Annotated in this window: 21 protein-coding genes and 1 tRNA gene; 11 read left to right on the forward strand and 11 right to left on the reverse strand. The window is 69.1% G+C overall.

Features of this window, described 5'->3' with window-relative positions; genetic code table 11:
- Nucleotides 1–41: 41 nt before the first annotated feature.
- Together ABEU20_RS18460 and ABEU20_RS18465 are read left to right on the forward strand one after the other, a co-directional pair.
- Entirely contained in the window at nucleotides 42–671 is a 630-nt protein-coding gene (locus ABEU20_RS18460) for a TetR/AcrR family transcriptional regulator (protein ID WP_420165832.1), read from the forward strand.
- A 47-nt stretch (nucleotides 672–718) separates the two neighbouring features.
- Nucleotides 719–1,147, forward strand: coding sequence for an SRPBCC family protein (locus tag ABEU20_RS18465; RefSeq protein ID WP_420165833.1), 429 nt, complete (start codon nucleotides 719–721; stop codon nucleotides 1,145–1,147).
- 61 nt (nucleotides 1,148–1,208) lie between these two features.
- On the opposite strand, the gene ABEU20_RS18470 is transcribed toward ABEU20_RS18465, so the two are convergent.
- The gene (locus ABEU20_RS18470) at nucleotides 1,209–2,453 is read right to left on the reverse strand and encodes a hypothetical protein (protein ID WP_420165834.1); all 1,245 of its coding nucleotides are present in this window, start codon (nucleotides 2,451–2,453) and stop codon (nucleotides 1,209–1,211) included.
- A 147-nt stretch (nucleotides 2,454–2,600) separates the two neighbouring features.
- On the opposite strand from ABEU20_RS18470, the gene ABEU20_RS18475 reads away from it, so the two are divergent.
- From ABEU20_RS18475 to ABEU20_RS18490, 4 genes are all read left to right on the forward strand, one after another.
- The gene (locus ABEU20_RS18475; protein ID WP_420165835.1) at nucleotides 2,601–3,155 is read left to right on the forward strand and encodes a Fur family transcriptional regulator; all 555 of its coding nucleotides are present in this window, start codon (nucleotides 2,601–2,603) and stop codon (nucleotides 3,153–3,155) included.
- Nucleotides 3,152–4,618 (forward strand): catalase, encoded by a 1,467-nt coding sequence (locus ABEU20_RS18480; protein ID WP_420165836.1) that lies wholly within the window; start codon nucleotides 3,152–3,154, stop codon nucleotides 4,616–4,618. Before ABEU20_RS18475 ends, ABEU20_RS18480 begins: the two co-directional genes overlap by 4 nt.
- 138 nt (nucleotides 4,619–4,756) lie before the next feature.
- A complete protein-coding gene (locus tag ABEU20_RS18485; RefSeq protein WP_420165837.1) occupies nucleotides 4,757–4,954 on the forward strand; it encodes a hypothetical protein in 198 nt (65 codons plus the stop codon).
- A 57-nt stretch (nucleotides 4,955–5,011) separates the two neighbouring features.
- Nucleotides 5,012–5,206 carry a hypothetical protein gene (locus ABEU20_RS18490; protein ID WP_420165838.1) on the forward strand — a complete coding sequence of 65 codons (195 nt, stop codon included), beginning with the start codon at nucleotides 5,012–5,014 and terminating at the stop codon, nucleotides 5,204–5,206.
- A gap of 179 nt (nucleotides 5,207–5,385) precedes the next feature.
- Here ABEU20_RS18490 and ABEU20_RS18495 read toward each other — a convergent pair whose 3' ends face one another.
- Together ABEU20_RS18495 and ABEU20_RS18500 are read right to left on the reverse strand one after the other, a co-directional pair.
- Nucleotides 5,386–6,852, reverse strand: a complete 1,467-nt coding sequence (locus ABEU20_RS18495; RefSeq protein WP_420165839.1) for a pyridoxal phosphate-dependent decarboxylase family protein — start codon at nucleotides 6,850–6,852, stop codon at nucleotides 5,386–5,388.
- Entirely contained in the window at nucleotides 6,852–8,216 is a 1,365-nt protein-coding gene (locus ABEU20_RS18500) for an MFS transporter (RefSeq protein ID WP_420165840.1), read from the reverse strand. The genes ABEU20_RS18495 and ABEU20_RS18500 overlap by 1 nt, the downstream gene beginning before the upstream one ends.
- 156 nt (nucleotides 8,217–8,372) lie before the next feature.
- Here ABEU20_RS18500 and ABEU20_RS18505 point away from each other — a divergent pair, with 156 nt between their 5' ends.
- Together ABEU20_RS18505 and ABEU20_RS18510 are read left to right on the forward strand one after the other, a co-directional pair.
- A complete protein-coding gene (locus tag ABEU20_RS18505; RefSeq protein ID WP_420165841.1) occupies nucleotides 8,373–9,185 on the forward strand; it encodes a metal-dependent hydrolase in 813 nt (270 codons plus the stop codon).
- Between the two features lie 175 nt (nucleotides 9,186–9,360).
- Entirely contained in the window at nucleotides 9,361–11,115 is a 1,755-nt protein-coding gene (locus ABEU20_RS18510; RefSeq protein WP_420165842.1) for a cholesterol oxidase substrate-binding domain-containing protein, read from the forward strand.
- Nucleotides 11,116–11,479: 364 nt separating this feature from the next.
- Here ABEU20_RS18510 and ABEU20_RS18515 read toward each other — a convergent pair whose 3' ends face one another.
- A complete protein-coding gene (locus ABEU20_RS18515) occupies nucleotides 11,480–11,854 on the reverse strand; it encodes a hypothetical protein (RefSeq protein WP_420165843.1) in 375 nt (124 codons plus the stop codon).
- 84 nt (nucleotides 11,855–11,938) lie between these two features.
- Here ABEU20_RS18515 and ABEU20_RS18520 point away from each other — a divergent pair, with 84 nt between their 5' ends.
- Together ABEU20_RS18520 and ABEU20_RS18525 are read left to right on the forward strand one after the other, a co-directional pair.
- Complete coding sequence (locus tag ABEU20_RS18520; RefSeq protein ID WP_420165844.1) at nucleotides 11,939–12,403, forward strand: DUF1360 domain-containing protein; 465 nt, start codon at nucleotides 11,939–11,941, stop codon at nucleotides 12,401–12,403.
- A gap of 242 nt (nucleotides 12,404–12,645) precedes the next feature.
- On the forward strand, nucleotides 12,646–13,518 hold the full coding sequence (locus tag ABEU20_RS18525; RefSeq protein ID WP_420165845.1) for an alpha/beta fold hydrolase: 873 nt from the start codon (nucleotides 12,646–12,648) through the stop codon (nucleotides 13,516–13,518).
- 74 nt (nucleotides 13,519–13,592) lie between these two features.
- Here the strand turns inward: ABEU20_RS18525 and ABEU20_RS18530 are convergent, their stop codons facing one another.
- Genes ABEU20_RS18530 through ABEU20_RS18550 form a run of 5 tightly spaced genes read right to left on the reverse strand, consistent with a single transcriptional unit; the run spans nucleotide 13,593 to nucleotide 19,600 of the window.
- Nucleotides 13,593–14,633: an ABC transporter substrate-binding protein gene (locus ABEU20_RS18530; protein ID WP_420165846.1), complete on the reverse strand. Its 1,041-nt coding sequence runs from the start codon at nucleotides 14,631–14,633 to the stop codon at nucleotides 13,593–13,595.
- A 44-nt stretch (nucleotides 14,634–14,677) separates the two neighbouring features.
- Entirely contained in the window at nucleotides 14,678–15,154 is a 477-nt protein-coding gene (locus tag ABEU20_RS18535) for a RidA family protein (protein ID WP_420165847.1), read from the reverse strand.
- 28 nt (nucleotides 15,155–15,182) lie between these two features.
- Nucleotides 15,183–16,559, reverse strand: a complete 1,377-nt coding sequence (locus ABEU20_RS18540; protein ID WP_420165848.1) for an FAD-binding oxidoreductase — start codon at nucleotides 16,557–16,559, stop codon at nucleotides 15,183–15,185.
- Nucleotides 16,560–16,570: 11 nt separating this feature from the next.
- Complete coding sequence (locus tag ABEU20_RS18545; RefSeq protein WP_420165849.1) at nucleotides 16,571–18,148, reverse strand: N-acyl-D-amino-acid deacylase family protein; 1,578 nt, start codon at nucleotides 18,146–18,148, stop codon at nucleotides 16,571–16,573.
- 12 nt (nucleotides 18,149–18,160) lie between these two features.
- On the reverse strand, nucleotides 18,161–19,600 hold the full coding sequence (locus ABEU20_RS18550) for a Na+/H+ antiporter NhaC family protein (RefSeq protein WP_420165850.1): 1,440 nt from the start codon (nucleotides 19,598–19,600) through the stop codon (nucleotides 18,161–18,163).
- A 137-nt stretch (nucleotides 19,601–19,737) separates the two neighbouring features.
- Here ABEU20_RS18550 and ABEU20_RS18555 point away from each other — a divergent pair, with 137 nt between their 5' ends.
- Nucleotides 19,738–20,625 (forward strand): LysR family transcriptional regulator, encoded by an 888-nt coding sequence (locus ABEU20_RS18555; RefSeq protein ID WP_420165851.1) that lies wholly within the window; start codon nucleotides 19,738–19,740, stop codon nucleotides 20,623–20,625.
- 50 nt (nucleotides 20,626–20,675) lie between these two features.
- Here ABEU20_RS18555 and ABEU20_RS18560 read toward each other — a convergent pair.
- Both ABEU20_RS18560 and ABEU20_RS18565 read right to left on the reverse strand, forming a co-directional pair.
- Nucleotides 20,676–20,752 (reverse strand) — tRNA-Pro (locus ABEU20_RS18560).
- Between the two features lie 55 nt (nucleotides 20,753–20,807).
- Nucleotides 20,808–21,788 carry a metallophosphoesterase gene (locus ABEU20_RS18565; protein WP_420165852.1) on the reverse strand — a complete coding sequence of 327 codons (981 nt, stop codon included), beginning with the start codon at nucleotides 21,786–21,788 and terminating at the stop codon, nucleotides 20,808–20,810.
- Between the last annotated feature and the right edge of the window lie 25 nt (nucleotides 21,789–21,813).

The following is a 21,813-nucleotide window of genomic DNA, read 5'->3' on the forward strand; positions in this document are numbered from 1 at the left end:
CACCCTGCTACTGTGTGTCAAGACACATTCGGAGGTGCTTCGTGGAACGCGACCAGCGTGGATTGGCCGAGCGGCGACGCGACGCCGTGCGCATGGACATCGCGGCGGCCGCCGCGAAACTGTTCATCGCCGACGGCTTCGAGGCGACGTCCGTCGAGGACATCGCGCAGAGCGCCGGGATCTCCGTGCGCACGTTCTATCGGCACTGCGAGGCCAAGGAGGACACCCTCACGGCGGTGCTCACCTCGGGCATCCGGGACTTCGCGGACAACCTCGCCGCGCGCCCGCTGACGGATTCCGTGGCGACCGCCGTGCACGAGGCCTTCGTCGAGTGCCTGCGGCAGGACCGCTACGCCTCCCTGGTGCCCACCCGCGATCTCTTCGTCATGATGACGTCGGTCCCCGGAATCCGGGCTCGGTGGATGGTGGCGGCGCACGACCTTGCCGACGACCTGCGGCCCCACCTCGCCGAACGCGCGGGCGTCGATCCGGAGGGAATCGACGCCCGACTGCTGTCGCACATGTTGCTCGGCGCGCTCACCGTCGCGATCGAGTACTCGGTGACCTGCGATCCGGACGGCGCGGCCGGCCCCGTCGACGTCGGGCAGCTGGCGGCGTCCGCGCTGTCGGTCCTCCGCCTGGACGTCGATCGATCGCCCCGAAGTGTTTGACCCCCAACCCCTTCGAAAGTAGTTCGACAGCAGAAACGGAGATTCACATGGCTCGGTCACTCGTACGCAGCATCGTCGTCGCGGCCGACGCGGACAGCGTCTGGTCCCACATCGGTGCCTTCGACGGCCTCGGCACCTGGCACCCCAGCGTCCCCCCGGCGGAACTCGAGGGCGATCCGACGCAGGTCGGTTCGATCCGCACCTTCTCGGTCGACGGGCGCGTCGTCGCGCGCGAGGAACTCGTGGCCCACGACCCCGAGGCCCGCAGCTACAGCTACGAGGTGCTCGACCCGATGCTGCCGATCCGCGACTACGTCGCCACCCTCGCGGTGACGCCGCAGGCTGACAACAAGTCCGAGATCCGTTGGACCGCACGCTACGAGGCCGAGGACGACGCGGTTGCCACCGTGGAGCAGATCTTCGGCGACGGCGTCTACGTCGCGGGCCTGCAGGCGGTGCAGGAGCACTTCGCCTGATCCGCTCCGAAGTAAGAGCTGAAGGGTCCCTTCATGCGCCGGCAGCGCATGAACGGACCCTTCAGCCGTCAGCGGGAGCGTAGCGGCCAGTATGCAACGAGGGCCCTGTCGGCGGGGTCGGCGAACGGATCGGGTTGGATCCAGCGGACGTCGCCGCGGGCGCGGGTGGCGAGGTCCACCGATTCGCTTGTACCGCTCGGGGATCGGGCGGTGAGCTCGCCGTGGGCGATCCATTCCGTGCCGTCGGGGCCGCGATCGATGTCGGCTCGACGAGCGGCGGCCCGCACCCGCGCGACGGTGGCCGGGTCGTCGACCGGGACCAGTCGACGCGCGTCGTCGAGCGCGCGGACGGGATGCGGCGACGGGTCGACCCGCACCACCCCGTATCGGTGGTCGAGGTGCATCCTCGGTTCGGTCGGGCCGTGGAGGTAGAGCGTCCCTCGTCGACGATGCTCTGCCCGCCCTCGGTGCACACCCGCTCGACGCTCAACGACCCGTCGTCCTCCCGGTCGCAGCGGAACACGTCGTGGCCGGACGTGATCCAGCAGCCGTCGCGGTCGGCATGCACGGCGCGGGTCCGGATATCGCGCGGTTGCTCGGCGGTCAGGGGCAGTAGGTATTCGACCACCCGCGGCGGTGTCGCCGCGGTAGCGACGTGCAGCAGAACGGGATCGGCCCGGTCCATCACCCAGACATCGGTCCCGTCCACGGAGACCGCGCCCGCCACGAACGGGGAGTCGGTTGTGGGGACGTCGTCGAGGTCCAGATCGAGCAGCACGCCCGTCCGGGCGTACGCGTCATCCGTTCGAGGCTCCTGACTCGACCAGAAGATATGCGGTGTCGTGTCGACCTCGGTCAAGCGTTCGGTCCCGGCGACGCGACGGGCGCCGCTCGGTGACCTGTCGAATCGCCGGCTCACCACTTGCACCCGCCGCACCCGTCCGCGCACGGGCGGGGGACTGTCGGTCCCCATGGTCAAGTCGGCGAAGAGGGTTCCGTGGACCTCGATTCGGCCGGTCGTCGGCCGGTTCGCCCACCAGTTGGCAGCCCAGCCGTCGCCGGACAACTCGTGCAGCCAGCGCGGGCCGTTCTCCGGATCGCCTCCGGGCATCCGCCCGTACGCCGGACGCGCGATGGTCCGGAAGGTCTGCGCATACGACTGGGGTGGCGTCTCCGACTCGCCGAATGTGAGGGGTGTTTCGACGAGGTCGCCCACCGCCGGAGGGGCGAGGGAACGGTCGTCGAGGATCCATCCGGGAACGAACACGGCGAGCGTGCGACGGGCCGATGCGGTCGTCATCGTCATACCCCGCGCACTAGGGAGGACCGACGGGCGACGCCGTCGGGCGCGGGGGCACCTGGCGGGGACCTTACCTCGAGGTCCGTCGACATGTGGCCAATCTGGATCTACTCGTTCTTTTGACTTATTCCAGAAAAGGGGCATACTGGTGTCATGCAACAAGGAGAGCACGACTTCGACCCCCGCGCCGGGCTCCGCGACGCGGGCCTGCGGGTCACGGCTCCACGCGTTGCGGTCCTGAACACCGTTGCCGCCAATCCGCATTCGGATGCGGATCAGATCGCCACCGAGGTGCGTCGCCAGCTCGGGTCGGTCTCGACCCAGGCGATCTACGACGTGCTCGGGGCCTGCGTCCGGGTGGGGTTGCTGCGCCGCATCGAGCCGGCGGGCTCGCCGGCACGGTACGAGACCCGCACCGCGGACAACCACCACCACCTGGTGTGCCGCTCGTGCGGCACGGTCGTCGACGTCGATTGCGTCGTCGGCCACGCTCCCTGCCTGGAGCCTTCGAGCAACCACGGCTTCGAGATCGACGAGGCCGAGGTCGTGTTCTGGGGTCTGTGTCCCGATTGCCGACACGATTCGGCGAAAACGGGGGCACAGGCCGTTACCAGCTCACAGAATCAAGACGATGTGCCCGGATCGGGTGGGTCGATCACTTCGAAGACAGCCACAGCCCGTCAGCGCCAAGGAGGCTTCGCACAATGACGTCCATTCAGCCACGTCCCACGACGAACGACTTCGGGATTCCCGTCAACAGCGACAACGAATCCCTCACCGCCGGGACGCAGGGACCCATTCTCCTGCACGACCACTACCTGATCGAGAAGCTCGCCCACTTCAATCGTGAGCGGGTCCCGGAGCGCGTCGTGCATGCCAAGGGCGGTGGCGCTTTCGGTGAGCTCGTCATCACCGGCGATGTCAGCAAGTACACGAAGGCGAAGTTCCTCCAGCCGGGCAAGAAGACGGAATCGCTGGTGCGGTTCTCCACCGTCGCCGGCGAGCAGGGCAGCCCCGACACGTGGCGCGACCCGCGCGGTTTCGCGATGAAGTTCTACACCGAGGACGGCAACTACGACCTCGTCGGCAACAACACACCGGTGTTCTTCATCAAGGACCCGATCAAGTTCCCGGACTTCATCCACTCGCAGAAGCGGCTGCCGGGTTCCGGCCTGCGCGACCACAACATGCAGTGGGACTTCTGGACGCTGCGTCCCGAGTCCGCGCATCAGGTGACCTGGCTGATGGGCGATCGCGGCATCCCCAAGACGTGGCGCCACATGGACGGCTTCGGGTCGCACACCTATCAGTGGGTGAACGAGGCCGGCGAGCGCTTCTGGGTGAAGTACCACTTCAAGACCGATCAGGGCATCGAGTTCCTCACGCAGGCCGAGGCCGACGAGCTGGCCGGTTCCGACCCGGATCATCACCGTGCCGACCTGTACAACGCGATCGAGCGCGGCGAGTTCCCGAGCTGGACGCTGAAGGTGCAGATCATGCCCGTCGCCGAGGCGGAGGGATACCGCTTCAACCCGTTCGACCTGACCAAGGTGTGGTCCCAGAAGGACTACCCGTTGATCGAGGTCGGCAAGTGGACGCTCGACCGCAATCCGGAGAACTTCTTCGCGCAGATCGAGCAGGCGTCGTTCGAGCCGTCGAACGTGGTGCCGGGCATCGGGTTCAGCCCCGACAAGATGCTGCTGGGCCGCGTCTTCTCGTACGCCGACGCGCACCGCTACCGGATCGGCGCCAACTACTCCGAGCTGCCGGTCAACCGCCCGAAGAACGAGGTGAACTCGTACTCGAAGGACGGGGCCATGCGGTACTCGTTCGACGCGCCGAGCACGCCGGTGTACGCGCCGAACTCGTTCGGCGGACCGCACGCCGATCCGACGGTGGCGGGCGACGAGGGCATCTGGGGATTCGACGGGGAGGCCGTGCGCGCCGGATACATCGAGCATCCGGAGGACGGCGACTTCACGCAGGCCGGGACGCTGGTCCGCGAGGTCCTCGACGACGGGGAGCGTGAACGGCTCGTCGGCAACGTCGTCGGTCATGTTCTCGCCGGGGTGAAGGAGCCGGTGCTCTCCCGCGTTTTCGACTACTGGAAGAGCGTGGACGCCGAGCTCGGCAAGAAGATCGAGGAAGGCGTGCGGGCCGGACAGAAGTAGTCCGCAGCCGGAGGAGACCCGGGTCCGTCGATGTCCGACGGGCCCGGGTCTCCTCGTTCCCGGCGCCTGCCCCCGCTGTTTCGCTCCGCCCGCACATGGGTAGTTCGTCGTGAAGACCCGTAGCGAGGAGGAAGAACAGTGGCAGAGGAACCGGATCGCCCCGATCTCGACGACGTGATCGACCCGACGGTCGCCGCCCCCAAGGATCGCCGGGAACACGGGAAGTTCCCCGACCGGCACGAGGACGACTACCTCGAGCATCGCGTGCAGCAGGAACGTGTCGCGGCGGGACTCGAGGACTACGACCCCGACGAAGTGCCGCCGGCGACCGAGTAGCCGAGAGCCCGGAGTAGCGCGCACAGACCATCCGTCGAGCGGGAAGGAAGCCCGGACATGGCGACATCCGACGAACACGAAGAGCACCCGAACCAGGGCTCCACCGGCAGGCCCGGCGAGCATCTCGAGCATCTCGTCGACGACATGGAGAAGCGGGTCGAGGAGGAACGCGACGAGCGTGGGGTCGAGGGCAGTGCCACCGACAGGCACCGGCGGGCACCCATCGACACCGGTGACGAGGCCCCCGACTGAGCGGGGGCCGTCCGGCTAGGGCAACAGCCCCCACCAGTAGATCAGTGTCGCTGCCAACCACAGGAGCAGTGTGTCCATGATCGCCTCCCGAGAACTCGACGCCTGCCTCCATCATGCGCCGTCGGCGTCGGGACCGCGACGTCGGTCCGGGCCGTCCGGCGTCGTGGCGGACGGCCCCCTCAGGGCTCCAGGAACCGGGCGAGGAACTCGATCAGCAGCGGCTCGGCGACCGCGGGCGGTAGCTCCTCGACGAGCGCGAGGATGTCGGCCTTGGGGCCGTCGAGCCCCGCCTTCGGATCGAGTCCCGCCAGCGCGAGGACGCCGGCGCTGATCTCGCTGGTCAACTCCCTCGGGTCGATGTGGGCGGCGGCCGTGACGAACTCGGCGGGCGCACTCGCCCCGGCGATGCCGCGAACCCGGTCGGCGGCCTTGGTCAGTGCAGCGATCAGGTCGTCGACCACGGTTTCGGTGACCGGGGTGACCGTCAGGTGCGTCGTGCGCGGCAGCACCGTGCCGTCGGGTTGGGTGTGCCGCGGCTGCGGCTGCAACGCCCACCCGTCATCGGCGGCGGCGTCGGACCATCGGTGCGGATCTATCCGGCGCTCGATCGGCACCGTCTCGTCGGTCGCGACCGCGAGCAGCGGCCCCACCGGGTCACCGACCACGCGCAGACCCTCGACGGCGGTGATGGCCTCCCGAAGGCGCCGCGTGGCGCGGGCCATCGGCGCGACCAACTCCTCGAACCCCTGCACGCCCAACGCCTGCGCGACGGCCCACCCGGCGGCGAGGGGCATCGCGCTGCGTGAGCCGAGCAGCGTCGGATTCACCACCGCGTACCCGGGCCAGCGGGTGGTCGCGAACCAGTGCGCCCGGTGCCGGTCGCGGTCACGGAACAACAACAGCGACACGCCCTTCGGGGCGTACCCGTACTTGTGCAGATCCACCGACAGGCTCGACACCCCCGGCACCGTCAGGTCCCACCGGCGGTCGTCGGCGCCCGGCCACCACGGCACCACCCAACCGCCGATGCAGCCGTCGACGTGCAGCGCAACGTCGTGGGCCGCGCACACGTCCGCGATCTCGGCGATCGGATCGAGCGCGCCGTGCGCATACGACGGCGCGCTCGCGACCACCAGCGCGACGTCGGGGGACAGCGCCGCGGCGACATCGCCGGCGCGCACCCGCGCGGTGACGGGGTCGACCGGTAGCACCTCGAGTCTCAGGTCCAGGTGGTGCGCGGCCTTGTGGAACGCGGCGTGCGCCGTGGCGCCGATCAGCAGCGTCGGCCGGTGCTCGGCGCCGGTGCGGGCCCGCCACGCGTCGCGCGCCGACTTCACTGCCAACATGCAGCTCTCGGTGCCGCCGCTGGTGACGCTGCCGACCACGTCCGGGTCACCACCCGCGAGCACGTCGCGGCCGAGCGCGACGAGATCCCGCTCCATCACCGCGATCGACGGGAACGTCGTGGGGTCCAGGCCGTTCAGCGACTGCGCCCGCAGCGCCGCGGTGCCCGCGAGTTCCGCGAGTTCGGCGACGCCCGGGTCGTACACGTACGACAGCAGGCGTCCGCCCGAGGTCGGGGCGTCCGCGGCGCGCAGCGCGTCGAGGCGGGCGAGGACATCGGCGGGCTCGTTCCGGAACTGCATCAGTGGCTTCCGTTCTGTGCGTGGGCGGTCTCGGCCTCGAGGCGGTAGCGGTAGAGGGCGACGATGCTGAGCGCGGTGAGGATCGCGGGGGCCGCCGAGATCGCCACGACGATGCCGTCGATCGCGGTCTGGGACTGGGCCACCTCCGCGTCGTCGGTGGACGAGACGAACCCGGTGATCGCGAGGATCGCCAGCACCAGCGCGGGGCCCAGCGCGAGACCGATCGTCTCGACCGCGGTCCACACGCCGCTGAAGGCCCCGGCGCGGACCGCGCCACCCTCGCGGCGTTCGTGGTCGCTGATCACGTCGGGCAGCATCGACATGCCCAGCATCTGCATGCCCGCGTAGCCGACACCGGCGACCGCGACCACCCCGTAGACCCATCCCCCGGTGCCGGCGAGCAGACCCAGCAGCGCGACTCCGGCGGCGAGGAACAGGCTCGACGCCAGCAGGTAGGCGCGGCGCTTGCCCCACGAGCGGACCAGCCGGGACCACAGCGGCATCACCGCCACCGCCGGCCCGACAAGCGCAGCGAACAGGAACGACACGCTGTCCTCGTTGCCCAGCACGTAGGTGGCCGCGTACTGCGCCGACGCCAGCATGGTGCCGGTCGCGAAGGCCTGCAGCGCCGAAGCCGTCACGAGCATTCGGAACGGTCGACTCGACCGGACGACCCGGAGCGAGGCGGCGAACGACGCCTCCCCGCCGGCCGTGACCTCGGACGGAGGCCGTCGCGGTGCGATCCGCGATGCCGCGAACATGCCGAGGCCCAGTACCGCTCCGGCGACGACGCCCATGACGAGATAGCCCCACCGGCCGCCGCCGCCGAGTTCACGCAACTGCGGCCCGCCGGCGCCGAACAACAGGATCGCGACACCGAGTACGGCGACGCGCCACGCCATCAGGCGTGCCCGCTCGTGGTAGTCGTCGGTCAGCTCCGCGGGCATCGCGATGTACGGGACCTGGAAGAGACTGAAGGCCATGGCCGACGCGACGAACGCCAGGCCCACCCACACCGCACCGATCGTCGCGTCGACACCGTCGGGCACCGCGAAGGTGAGCGCGAAGAAGACCGGGAGCAGCGCGGCGCCGACCCTCAGGAACAGCTGTCGGCTGCCCGTCCGACGGGCCCACGAGTCGCTCAGCGCGCCGATCGCGGGATTGAGCACCACGTCGAGCGCCTTGGGTGCGAACACCACGAACGTGGCGACCGCGGCCGCCACGCCCAGCGTGTCGGTGAGGTAGTACGCGAGTACCAGTCCGGGCAGCGTCGAGAAGCCGCCGGTACCGACCGATCCCAGTGCGTAGCCGCGGATCGTCGCGGGACTCAGCCGTGTCGCCGGCGGCGCGGAGGTGCTCGTCATGGCGTCAATCTAGGTGAGTATCCCGGCCTGAGCAGGCGGTTCGAGCGGCGTGTCGGTGGGCGTTGCTAGCGTCTGGTGCGAGGGGTCCGAGGCTGCCGCGTCGGGCCCCTCCGTCATAGATGCTGTGCAGTTCGTGCTCGAAAGGTGCTGTCCCAGATGGTGATGGGTGCAACCCATGCAATGTCCGGTGCCGCGGTCGGTCTCGCCGTCGCGGATCTGCTTCCGACGGACTGGGGCGGACCCACTTCCACCGCCGAGACGTTCGCGTTCGCGGGAGTGTGTGCTGGTGCCGCGCTGCTCCCGGACCTCGACACCACCCAGTCCACCGTCGCGCGCTCGTTCGGACCGATCTCGAAGGCTCTCGCCGCGGGCATCGACACCCTGTCTCTCGGTGTCTACCGGGTGACGAAGGGGCGCAAGGACGCGAACCGGCGCGGCGGGCACCGCACCTTCACCCACACCGCACTGTTCGCGATCGGACTCGGGGCCGGGGTGTCGGCGCTGGTGGGGCAGTTCGGCCGTCCGGCCATCATCGTCACGCTCTTCTTCACACTCGGGCTCGCGCTGCGGGGGTTGTTCGGGGGCTGGGCGCGGGACAAGGGATGGCTGATCGTCACCGCGGTGTCGGCGTTCCTGTCGGTCCTCACGTGGCAGTGGTTCCCGGATCAGGTGGGCTCGACGGGACTCGGTGTGGCGGTCGCGCTCGGGTGCGCGACGCACTGCCTCGGCGACATGATCACCAAGGAGGGCGTGCCCTTCCTGGCGCCGTTCGTCCCGCTCGGCGGGCGGCGGTGGTGGGAGTTGCGGTTGCCGTCGTTCCTCGCGATCCGCGCCGGCGGCGGGTTCGAGCGGGCCTTCCTCGGCCCGGCGTTGACGCTCGTCGCCGTCGGTCTCGCGTTGTGGTCCATCGACGGGGCGCCGGAGGCGATCACCGATGCGCTGCGGAATTCGGTGCAGGTCGCGCAGTAGGCGATTCTCGCTCGGACCAATATTACGGAACCACTGGCATCGGAACCGAACCTGTTCTAGTTTGACTCCCAGAGTGCGCGGCGAGACGTGCGGCCGCCTATCCCCGACGAGACGAGCGGAGTCACCTGTGGATGCTGGGCGGAGCGAGAACACGACGGATGAGCCGCGTAACGGGGTGTCCCGCAGGGGATTCCTCGGCCGGGCCGCAGGCGTCGCGGCCGGCGCCGCGGCGCTGTCCGGGATCGGATGGACCCCGGCGTTCGCGTTGCCGCCGGCGGGATCGGCCGGATCGGGCGGCGGACCGGTGTCCAATCTCCCGGTTCCGCCCGCATTCCCGCAGGACATCCCGCTGTCCCAGCAGGGCTACGTCAACTGGGCCAAGGACATCCGGTTCGATGCCGTGTGGACCGCCACCGCTCGCACCCCCGACGACGTGGTGCGGATCGCGAACTGGGCCAAGGACAACGGCTTCCGGGTCCGCGCGAAGGGCACCATGCACGGGTGGAGTCCGCTCACCGTCGTACCCGGCGAGAACGTCGAGAAGATGGTGCTCGTCAACACGATGGCCCACCTGAACTCGGTGAGCGTGAACCCGAACGGCACGCCGGCCACCGTGACCGCCGGCGGCGGCGCCAGCCTCGAATCGATTCTCACGGCGCTGCAGGAACACGGCCTGGGATGGGCGAACTCGCCGGCGATCGGCGACCTCTCGATCGCCGGCGTCCTCGCGATCGGCGCGCACGGCGCCACCTACCCGGCGGCGGGGGAGACGATCACTCCCGGTCAGTCGTTCGGGTCGCTGTCGAACCTCGTGACCGCCGTGACGGCGGTGGTGTGGGACGACGCCACCGACCGCTTCGTGCTGCGCGACTTCACCCGCGCCGATCCCGAGATCACCGCGCTGCTCACCCATCTGGGCCGCAGCTTCGTCACCTCGGTCACCCTGCAGGCCGGGGCCAACACCCGCCTGCGCTGCCAGAGCATCATGGACATCCCGTGGCAGGAGATGTTCGCGCCCACCAGATCCTCGGGCCGGACGTACGAGCGGTTCGTCGAGCAGTCGGGCCGGGTCGAAGCCATCTGGTTCCCGTTCACCGACAAGCCGTGGCTCAAGATCTGGTCCCCGACGCCCGTCAAGCCGCCGGAGTCGCGAGAGGTGTTCGGGCCCTACAACTACTTCTTCACCGACAACCTCCCGGAACCGCTCACCGACCTGCTGGGCCAGGTCGCCGGTGGTATCCAGGCCGCGACCCCCGCGTTCGGCATCGGGCAGTTGGTGGCGGTGCAGGCCGGTCTCGCGCTCACCGACACCGACGACCTGTGGGGCTGGTCCAAGGACGTGCTGTTCTATCTGCGGCACACCACGATGCGCGTCACGGCCGGTGGTGGCGTCGTCGTCACCGAGCGCGCCAACATCCAGCGGGTCGTCAACGAGTTCACGACGTGGCACAACGGACGGATGTCGGCGCTCGCGGCCGAGGGCAAGTACCCGATCAACGGCCCGTTCGAGGTGCGCATGTGCAAGGTCGACGACCAGGCGGAGGTCTTGGTGGAATCGGCCGGGCCCCCGAACCTCTCGGCCGTGCGTCCGCGTCCGGACCGTCCCGAGTGGGACACCTGCATCTGGATGAACGTCGTCACCCTGCCCGGCACACCGGGCGCCGCCGAGTACTTCCGCGAGATGGAACGCTGGATGGCGCAGCACTACTCGGGCGACTACGCGACGTTCCGGTCCGAGTGGGCCAAGGGGTGGGGCTTCACCGACCAGGGCGGCTACCGCGACGACGAGTGGCTCGGCCAGACCCTCCCGGCCGCGTACACGACCGGCATCCCGGCGTCGGGCAACTTCGCGGCGGCACGGGCGTCGCTCAACGCGCACGACCCGCACCGGGTCTTCGCGAACAGCTTCCACGACCGGCTGCTGCCGTAACCCCGCGGCGGAGTCGACTGTAACGGCGGCGGGGCCGTACGGCGCCGGGTGCACGTACCTCGTCGTCGCCAGAACGGCGGCCTCGGTGGGGACACCGAGTGACAATGGCGTCGGAATCGTCGACTACAACCGGGCCTCGTCGTTCCCGCTGCAGGAGTTTGCGTGGGATCACATCTCGCCCTACTGGCAGAACCCGGTTCTTCTCGACCATGCCATCATGCTCTGGACCCCGACGGCGCCCGGCGAACACGCGCTCATGGCGTACCAGACGTCGGCGGGTGGGCCGGTGGAGAAGGCCGTGGTCAATCCCGCGTCGCCGGTGGAGAGTATCCGGGCAGGGGGCCGGCCTGATCACAGAACGCGATCATGGCTCGGTGCGCTTCGCCCACGCGGCCAGCCAGGCTGCCTCCATTGCCGCGTCGACCAGGTAGGTCTTCCTGATCCTTCCGGCGGGCACGTAGACGAGATCGATGGCGAGCAATGTGATCGCTGTGGAGATTCCGAGGTTTCGGGCACCGCGGTAGCCGGAAGGTGTGTCGTCTGCCAGCAGTTGGACCACGCCGTTCCCGGCGAGCAGGCCCCCGACGGTGTACTGCAGCCAGCGATCGTACTTGGCTCCGAACAGTGCCTCGAAGCTCCGCCGATGCACCAGCGGCCACAGCCCGCCCACGGTGTTGAAGAGGCCGTGGGCCTTGGCCAGTCCGAGTCTGGTGGGCAGGACGTTCGGCGGAGCTGTCATACCGCGCCGCTTACCCGTTCCTCGGTCGGTGAACCGTGCCTGTCGCATGATTCGTCGTCGCGATCGGGGGGTATGCGTCGGTCCATGGTCGAAGACAACGCGTCGCACGCGGGGCACCTCTCGACGCTGGCGCTGTACGGGCTCTCGGTCGCTGCGACCGTCGGGGTGGCCACCGTGACGAAGCGCCCGCTGCCGGACCGGATGCGAATACGGGATCTGGTGGTGGCTGCCGCGGCGGCGCAGAAACTCTCGCGCACCGTGACCAAGAGCTCGGTGACGCGGCCGTTGCGAGCGCCGTTCGCCGAGCCCGTGGAGGGCGGCGGCCCCGGCGAGGTCGCCGATCAGCCGGCCGGGAAGGGGCTGCGGTCGAGCATCGGGGAACTGCTCACCTGCCCGTTCTGCCTGGACGTCTGGGCGATCTCCGGGCTCACCGCCGGGCGGGTGTTCGCCCCGGCTGCCACCGGAGTGGTCACGGACGCGCTGGCGGCGCTGGCGGGCGCGGACTTCCTCCAACTCGCCTATGCGCGGGCGCAGCAGGCGGCGGAATGAGGAGAACGCCCGATTACTGCTTGCCGCCCTACAGATTCGGCAGGTCCCTCCCGACCGCGTACACGAACTGCCTCCCGGCCCGCTGGGCCGAGTGTCTCGCGGCACCGGTGTAGCAACGCGGAGCGTATCGCGCGGATCATGCCGAGCCCGCGCCGTAGCCGCGTGGGAGGATCGGACAGGTTCGCGCGGTCCACGGTGAGCCGAGACGCTTCGCCGGTCGAACGACGAGATGGGAGGGCGCAATGCCGCCTGACGAGCTCGAGTCCGTAGTCCTGCACGGTGACGTACTGCGGTTCGTCGATGTCGGTTCCGGACCTCCGGTGGTGCTGGTACACGGTCTGCTCGGTTCGCACGAGTCGTGGGGCCCGCAGATCGGCAAGCTGTCCCAGAAGTACCGGGTGGTGGCACCGGACCTCTTCGGTCACGGAGCATCCGACAAACCGACCGGTGACTATTCGTTGAGTTCCCACGCGGCCACCCTCCGGGACCTGATGGAACATCTCGGAATCTCCTCGGCGTCGTTCGTCGGCCATTCGCTCGGCGGCGGAATCGTGATGCAGCTGACGTACTTGTTTCCCGAACGGGTCGATCGCCTGTGTCTGGTGGGCAGTGGCGGACTCGGAACGGAAGTGAGCCTGCTGCTCAAGGCCGCCACCCTGCCGGGGAGCGAGTGGGTGCTGCCGGTCCTGGCCTCCGACTGGGTGCGGCGCAACACCGAGGGCGTGCTCGACCAGTTGGGCCGACACCTGGGTAGGTTCGGATTCCCGGCGCAGCCGAGTCGTAGTGCCGCCGAAACCTGGCGGACGTTCAAGACGGTGTCCGACAAGCCGACGAGAGACGCCTTCCTCGCGTCCACCCGCGCAGTCGTGGGACTGCGCGGGCAGACGGTCAGCGCCAAGCAGCACTTCCCGAGATTCGAGTCGCTTCCGTCGCTTCTGGTGTGGGGTGGCAAGGACCGGATGATTCCCGCCGCGCACGCCGACAACCTCCGTCGCGTCGTCCCCGGGAGCCGTGTCGAGATCTTCCCCCGCGCAGGTCACTTTCCGCAGCTGGACGAACCGGAGCTGTTCTTCCGCGTGCTCGACCGGTTCCTCGAAGAGGACGTGGCCGGTTAGTGGAGAGCCGACGGTGTTGCAACGACGAGGCCCGGCACCGAAATCGGTGCCGGGCCTCGTCGTGAGTGGAACGGTTACTGCTTGCCGCCCAACAGGTTCTGCAGGTCGTCGAGCACGATCATCGCGCCCGTGGGGCCAAGTGCCAGGAACCAGGTCTCGTCCGAGACCGGCACGGCCTTGCCGTTCTCGACGGCGGTCATCCCGGACCACAGCGGCCCACCCAGCACCTGGGCTTCGGCGGTGGTGTCGGGCTTTCCGTAGGTGGAGTAGAAGATCCAGTCGCCGTCGGCCTGCGTGATGGTCTCGGGGCTGACCTCGACGGCCAGCTCCTCGATGTTCTGGATGTCGGGGCGGCGGAGCCCGACGTCCTGCAGGATCACGCCGATGAACGACAGGTTGCCGTACAGGCGGGTCTTGCCACTCATGAAACGGACCAGCGAGATCGACGGATCGCCCTGGATGCTGCCACGGACCTCGTCGGCGCGGGCCTGGTAGTCGTTGAGCACCGACTCGGCCTTCGTCTCCTCACCGACCGCGTCGGCGACGAGCAGGAAGTTCTCCTTCCACGGGAATCCGGGACGAATGCTGAACACCGTCGGCGCGATCTCCGCCAACCGCGGATAGGTCTTGTCCGCGCGCAGCTTGCTGCCCAGGATCAGATCGGGCTGCAGCGCCACGATGGCCTCGAGGTTGAGGTTGTTGGTGGTGCCCACGTCGGGGACGCCCGCCAGCTTGTCCGCGAGGTACGACGGCTGACCCGCGAGGCCCTCGGGATTCGCGATACCGACCGGCGTGATGCCGAGCGACAGGATGTCGTCGAGCTCGCCGCCGTCGAGCACGACCACGCGCTCCGGCTTCTTCTCGATGACGGTCTCGCCCAGCGCGTGCTTGACCGTGCGCGGGAACTGACCGGGCTGCGCATCGCTGCCCAGTTCCGCGGTCGCGGTGTCCGCGGTGGCGAACAGGCGGCCGCCGGTCGCGACGTCGGTGTTGCCGGCCGGGCCGTCGGCGGCGGTGTCGGAGGAGCCGCACGCGGCGGCGGCGAACACGGTCGCGAGGGCGACCATCGCAACACGGACCGAGGCGCGCTTGCGCAGAGAGGATCGATCGAACATTAGGTCAGGCTAGCCTGCAGGCTTCGTGATCTTCGTCTCGGGTGTCATCGGACCTCGAAGACGAATTCGACCTCGACCGCCGAGCCGCGGGGAAGCTCGGCCAGTCCGATCGCCGACCGGGCGTGCCGCCCGGCGTCCCCGAAGACCTCGACGAGGAAGTCCGACGCCCCGTTGATCACCACGGGCTGCTGGGTGAAGCCCTCCGCGGACGCCACGAAGCCGACCACCTTGACCGCCCGCACGATGTTGTCGATCCCGACCAGGTCGTCGACCGCGGCCAGTGCGTTGAGAGCGCACAGGCGCGCCGCCGCAGACGCGTCCGCGACCGACACCGAGCCTCCGACCTTTCCGGTGCAGGTGCACGTGCCGCCGACGAGGGGGAGCTGCCCCGACGTGTAGACGAGATCGCCCGTGCGCACCGCGGGCAGGTACGCCGCCGCGGGAACGGCGACCGGTGGAAGCTCGGTGCCGAGTAGGTGAAGACGTTCGGTCCACGTACCGGTCGTTGCGCTGTTCGTCATCGGTTCTCTGAACTCCTCGGTGGAAGGGTTACCGCTGTCCTGCGGGCAGGATGTGGGGATTGAGCAGTTGCGCTGGGTCCAACGCTGTTCGGATCGATCGCATGACGTCGAGGTCGACCTCGGTGCGGCCGAGACCGATCCACAGCGCCTTCGCGCGTCCGACGCCGTGCTCGGCGCTGATGCTGCCGTTGTGCCGGGTGACGCGTCTGAGCACCAGGTCGGTGATCGCCTCACGCTGGTCCACGCCGACGTCCAGGAGATTGACGTGGATGTTGCCGTCGCCGAGATGACCGAAGCAGATGGCGCGCACGTTCGGCGCCGCGTCGGCGAGGTCCTCGCCCAGCGCTGTCAGGAACGACTCGATCTCCCGGAGCGGCGTGGAGAGATCCAGCTTGAGCGGGGGCGTCGTCGATTCGGCACTGACCGACTCCGTGTGTCCTTCGCGGTACCGCCAGAGACGGTGAGCGGGGCCTTCTTCCACCACCGCATCGAGGACGGCGGCTGCGGATTCCTGCAGGACACCGAACAGCACTTCCTGCGCCGAATCCTGACCCGACACCTCGACCAGGAGATAGAAGGGAGCGTCGGCGTCGAGGGGTGCGCGCAGCCCACAGTGGTCGCGGACCAGGTCCACTCCGGCCCGGGTCATGAACTCGGCAGCCTCGAGGGTGAGACCCGCCCGCCGTATCGCCGCCGTCACCTCGGACGCGGCGCCGACGCCGTCGACCCCGACGAGTGCCACCTGCGTCTCCCGGGAGGGAACGACCAACCGCATGAGAACCCGTGTGATCACCGCCAGCGTGCCTTCCGCCCCGGCGAGCAGGCCCGGCAGGTCGTACCCGACGTTGTCCTTGGTCAGTTCCTTCCACCGGGTGAGGACCCGTCCGTCCGCCAGAACCGCCTCGATTCCGAGCAACTGGTGACGGGTGTTGCCGTTCTTGATCATTCGGATTCCGCCGGCGTTCGTGGAGACGATGCCGCCCAGCGTCGCCGTGTCGCGGGAAGCGAGGTCGATGCCCAGATCCAGGCCGAGTTCGCGGGCGGCCTGTTGGGCCCGGGCGACCGTCACCCCGGCCCCGGCGGCGATCGTCAGATCCACCGGGTCGACCTGTTCGATCTCGGTGAGGCGTGCGGTGCTGAGCACCACCTCGCCCTCCATCGGGATGGAACCCCCGACCAGTCCGGTGTTGCCGCCCTGAGGCACGACCGCGACACCGGCGCGGTGGCACACCGTCAGGACGGCGGCGACCTGCGCGGTGTCGGCGGGACGCACCACGGCCCGGGTCCGACCGACCCAGTGGCCGGTCCAGTCGATCACGTACCCGGCGACGACGTCGGGGTCGGTGAGCACGTGGGCACGACCCACGACGGCCGCCAACTCGTCCACGAGTTCCAGGGTCTGCACTGTTTCTCCTCCTACTTGCTTCGGCTGACGAGCCGGCCGGCCCGCGCGCCGGTGACCTTGCCGTCGAGGACGGCGGACGTGCCGTTGACCAGCACGGTCTGCACGCCACGCGCGAGCTGCCACGGGTCGTCGAACGTCGAGGTGTCGTCGACCGTGCTCGGGTCGAAAACCACGACGTCGGCTGCCGCGCCCACTGCGAGGACTCCGCGATCGTGGAGTCCGATGCGGGAGGCCGGCAGGGATGTCATCTTCCGGATCGCCTCTTCGAGGCGGAGCGTCCCCTGCTCGCGCACGTATCGGCTCAGCACGCGGGGGAACGTGCCGAAACTCCGTGGGTGCGGGCGGCCCGCGCCGGTCGGCGTGAGCACCCACCCGTCGCTGGCGACGGCGACCCACGGGTGTGCCAGCACGGTACGAACATCGTTTTCGTCCATGGCATGGTTGACGATCGCGGCCGAACCCTGATGAGCGGCGAGTACGTCGAGTGCGGCCTCCGCGGCGTCGGTGCCCCGCGCCGCACCGATCTGCGAGATCGACATGCCGATGCAGGCATCGAATTCCCCGGCCGAGAGGTCCGCGATCACCACGCCGTCCGGGTCGATGTCGCGGCCGAATCGGGCACGCAACGCATCGGCGATCCGTGTGCGCTGCACGGGATCGGCGAGCCGAACCAGGAGCGCCTCGCGTCCGCCGTCGACCGCCCACTCGGCCAGCCGCGACGAGAGATCCGTACTCGAAGCGGTGTAGGGATAGACGTCCGCTGCCACATCCACGCCACGCGCCCGGGCGGCGTCGATCAGTTCGAGTGCACGGTCGACGGCACCCCAGTTCTCGGGTCCCATCGCCTTCAGGTGGGAGATCTCCAGGCGGGCGCCCGCGGCCTCCGCGACACCGATCGCCTCCTCGACCGCCGCGACCATCCCGGACGTCTCGTCGCGCATGTGCGTCGAGTACAGCAATCCGGACGCGGCTGCCGCAGCGACCAGCGCGCGGAGCTCATCGGTGCCGGCGAACAGGCCGGGCATGTAGATCAGGCCGGTCGAGAACCCGACCACGCCGGGTGCGGTGGCCGAGTCTCGGACGATCCGGCACATCTCGTCGAGCTCCGCTGCCGTGGGCGGCCGATTCTCGGCACCGATGACGCTGCTCCGCAGCGCATTGTGTCCGAGCTGCAGTCCGACGTTGACGGCCGGCCGGGTGGCCTCGAGTGCGCTGCCGAATCCGTGCGCGTCGGTCCAGTCGCAGGGGAGCGGGGCGTCGGAGAAGACGGTGGCGAGCTCGGTCTGCGTGGGATCCGGCAGCGGGAACGGGGAGTGCCCGCAGTTTCCCGCGATCAACGTCGTCACGCCCTGGGCCAGTTGGGTTTCCGCGGCCGGATGGGCTGGAAGTGTGAAATCGGCGTGCGAGTGGAGGTCGACGAATCCGGGTGCGACGACGGCTCCGGCCGCATCGACGGTTGTGCGAGCGGCGAACGGTCCCTCGCCGATCGCCGCGATTCGTCCTCCGGTGATCGCGACGTCGGCGCGTCGCGCGGGCGTACCCGTTCCGTCGACGACCAGTCCGCCCGTGACGGTGATGTCGTGGTCCACGAGTGCAGTCTCCTAACGGGTTTCGACGAACATGATCACGGCGTACATCACGGTCGCCGGCACCAGCAGACACCAGCCGGTGATCAGCATGTTCCGCAGACTCGTCGACTGTGCGAGCCCCAGGGCGCCGAACTGGTTGGCGTTGGGGAACGGGCCGTACGTGTCGGCCTTGGACGCGAACAGCAGCACGACCACCCAGGTGCTCGCACCCACCCCGACGCTCGTCGCGATGTCGCCGAACAGCTTGTCCAGCAACACCACCTGGGCGGCGGTGGCGCCGGGCACGCCGACCCAGCCCAACAGCGAGATCGCCACGGCGAACGGGAACGGGCCCATGTCCTGCAGGCTCGCCCCGTAGGACTCGATGACCACCGTGAACGGGTCGATCAGGTTCACCGCGTTGAACAACACGGCCAGCAACCAGAACATCAGGAAGATGTTGACGAGCGTGGCGGCGCCCCGATAGATGTGCTCGGCGGTCTCGGTGGGAGTCAGTCCACCGGCGAAACCGGTGACCATCGCGAGCACCGGCAGCGCCAGCAACGGGAAGGCCGTGCCTGCGGAGGTGACGGTGGCGTAGACGACGCTCGCCAGGAGGGCCACGGCGAAGACCGCGGTGGCGCGGACGGAGTGAGCTGACTCGGACGATCCGTCGTCGGTGAACATATCGTCGCTGTAGAAGTCGTCACCGTCGCGCTCGGTCCGGCGCTGCATCCACGGCACCACGACCAGACCGAGCACGAGGGACAGCACCGCCAGCGGTCCGGCGCCGTAGAGGACGTACTGGAGGTAGCCGACCTCGGCGGCGTCCATGATGGCGATGTTCGACCCGGCGAACGGTGCCAGCGCCAGTCCGGCGCACCCGCCGATGAACAGTGTGGATGCGGTCGCGCTGCGCGTGAATCCCATCCGGGCCGCGATGGGAAGCAGCAGCGGCGCGGCGATGGCGAGTGCTCCGGCGAGCGTGCCCAGGGCCGCAACCAGGATCAGGCAGGAGATCATCATGCCGAAAGTGACTGCGGCGCGGCTTCGGTCGCCCGCCACGCGCATCACTGCCCGCACGATCTGACCCGCCACACCCGTCGCGCGCAGGACCTCGGCGAGGCCCGCGCCCAGCACGATGATCAGGCCGATCATCGTGATCTGGTCGCCCACCGACTCGCCGAGGATGTTCGCGGCCGCCGCCGGCGCCGGCATCAGGATCAGCAGCGCGGACGCGATCGCGACAACGGTCGCGACCATGATGTCCATGCCGAGGAGCGCGAGCAGTGCGTACAGGCCGATGGGAAGCAGACCCCACTGAGTGGGGCCGTCGACGACGATGCCCGCCGCGACCGACAGGGCGAGTCCCACGACGGCCAGCACGGAAGCCGGAAGGGGGGTGCGTGGCCGCGGAGGAGCCTGCGGGGTCGGCGCGGTCACCGGTGCGGTGACGTGGGTGTCCTGGGGCATTTCACTCCTCGAAGTAGTGAAAGTCCGTCGTGACGCGACAGACGGGTGGGGGAGAGGAAGTCAGCTTCCCCCGTGTCCCGGCGACACGTCCAAGTCGCATTTACGAACGCGTAATCGTTTTTTCTTATAGTCACCGGGTGAACCTCCACAGGGCCCGATATCTGGTGTCGGTTGCCAACCACATGAACTTCACTCGCGCCGCCGCCGACCTCAACGTCGCGCAGTCGGCCCTCAGCCAGCAGATCAAGGTGCTCGAACGCGAGATCGGCGTGACCCTCATCGATCGGCGCGGGCCGAGGATCGATCTCACCGAAGCCGGCCGGGTGGCTGTCCAGGAGGCGCGGTATCTGATCGTGGCCGCCGATCGTGCGGTGGCCCGGATCCGCGCAGCAGCGCGGGACTCCGGAGAACTGCGGATCGCCCACACCCGGTCGTGGGCGGGCGGCTCGATCGCGAGCGCCATCCAGGAGTTCCGAGCCCGCTATCCGGACGTGGCGATCGACGAGCATCGGGGGTTCACCGCCCGCAACCTCGAGCTCGCCTCGGAGGGTGTCGTCGACGTCGCGGTCGTGCGTCCACCGATCGACGGCGCACACGACCTGGTGGTGCGGGTCATCGACCGGGAGGAGCTGTTGCTCGCCGTGCCGACGTCACACGAGTTCGCCCAGCAGGCATGCGTGGAGCCCGAGCAACTGGCCGAACAGCCGGTCGTGTTCTGGCCCCGCGTCAACGGTCCCGGAATGTACGACAGCATCGTCGAACAGTTCTGGTCCGAGACCGGGCCCCGCGTGGTGCGCAACGAGGCCGACGACGAGCAGGTGCTGCACGCGGTCGCGGCGGGTGTCGGCATCGCGCCGATGCCGGCCGGACGGGCCGCCGCCTTCCGTGTCTGCGGCGTGCACCTGTGCAAGGTCGCCGGGCCCCCCAAGCATCTGGACGTCGGCATCGCCTATCGGCGCGACAACCCCAACGTCGCCCTGCGGAGCTTCCTCGAGCTGTGCCGACTCGCGGCAACGGAGAACTGACGAGAAAAGACCCCGTCCGGACGAGCCGGACGGGGTCTTCTGTTCTTCACTGGTCGGGGTGGCGGGATTTGAACCCACGACCTCTTCGTCCCGAACGAAGCGCGCTACCAAGCTGCGCCACACCCCGGTGTTGAACCTCGGATAGCTTACAACACTGTTTCACCAGGGGTTAAATCGCCTGGTCACCGACCCAAAACGGCACTTTCGACGGCGGCGGAACCGCGACCGGACGTGGTCTCCTCACGCGGCGCGGGGACGAGGGTGAGCAGGGTGGCTTCGGGACGGCAGCAGAACCGGGCCGGGGCGTACGGCGACGTGCCGACGCCGGCCGACACGTGCAGGCGCGTGTGCGCGCCCCACCGCGACGGTCCCTTCACCCGCGACCGGTCCAGCTGGCAGTTGGTGACGAGGGCGCCGTAGAACGGCAGGCACAGCTGGCCGCCGTGGGTGTGGCCGGCGAGGACCAGGTCGTAGCCGTCGTCCGCGAAGCGGTCGAGGACGCGCGGCTCGGGGGAGTGCGTGATGCCCAGCTTGAGCTGCGCCAGCGGGTTCGGCGGGCCTGCGATCGTGTCGTAGCGATCACGCTGGAGATGCGGATCGTCGACACCGGCCGCGTCGATCCGGACGCCCGCGACCTCGAGCTCGCGGTGCACGTGCGTGACGTCGAGCCAGCCGCGTTCGGTGAACGCCGCCCGCAGGTCCGCCCACGGAAGCGGTGCGCCGAGCACCCGGCGGTGCTCCTTCTTGAAGTACTTCATCGGGTTCTTCGGCTTGGGGGCGAAGTAGTCGTTGCTGCCGAACACGAACAGGCCGGGCCGGGCCAGCAGGCCACCCATCGACTGCACGACCGCCGGAACGGACTTCATGTGCGACAGGTTGTCGCCGGTGTTGACGACCAGGTCCGGGTCCAGCCGGTCCAGCTCGCGCAGCCAGTTCTGCTTGAGCTTCTGGTTCGGCATCATGTGCAGATCGCTGATGTGCAGCACCCGCAGCGTCGCAGAGCCCGGTGCCAGCACCGGCATCGTCGCCTCACGGAGGGCGAACGCGTTGCGCTCGATGAGTGAGGCGTAGCCGACGCCCAGCGCGGCGGCGCCGGCGGTGGCCAGCGCGGCCCGGTTCAGGGTGCTGCGGTTCGGGAAACGGCGAGACAGATCAGACACCATTTCAGAATACGGGTGTGTGCAATGA

It is taken from the genome of Rhodococcus parequi, from assembly GCF_046042785.1.
Lineage (GTDB): Bacteria > Actinomycetota > Actinomycetes > Mycobacteriales > Mycobacteriaceae > Prescottella > Prescottella parequi.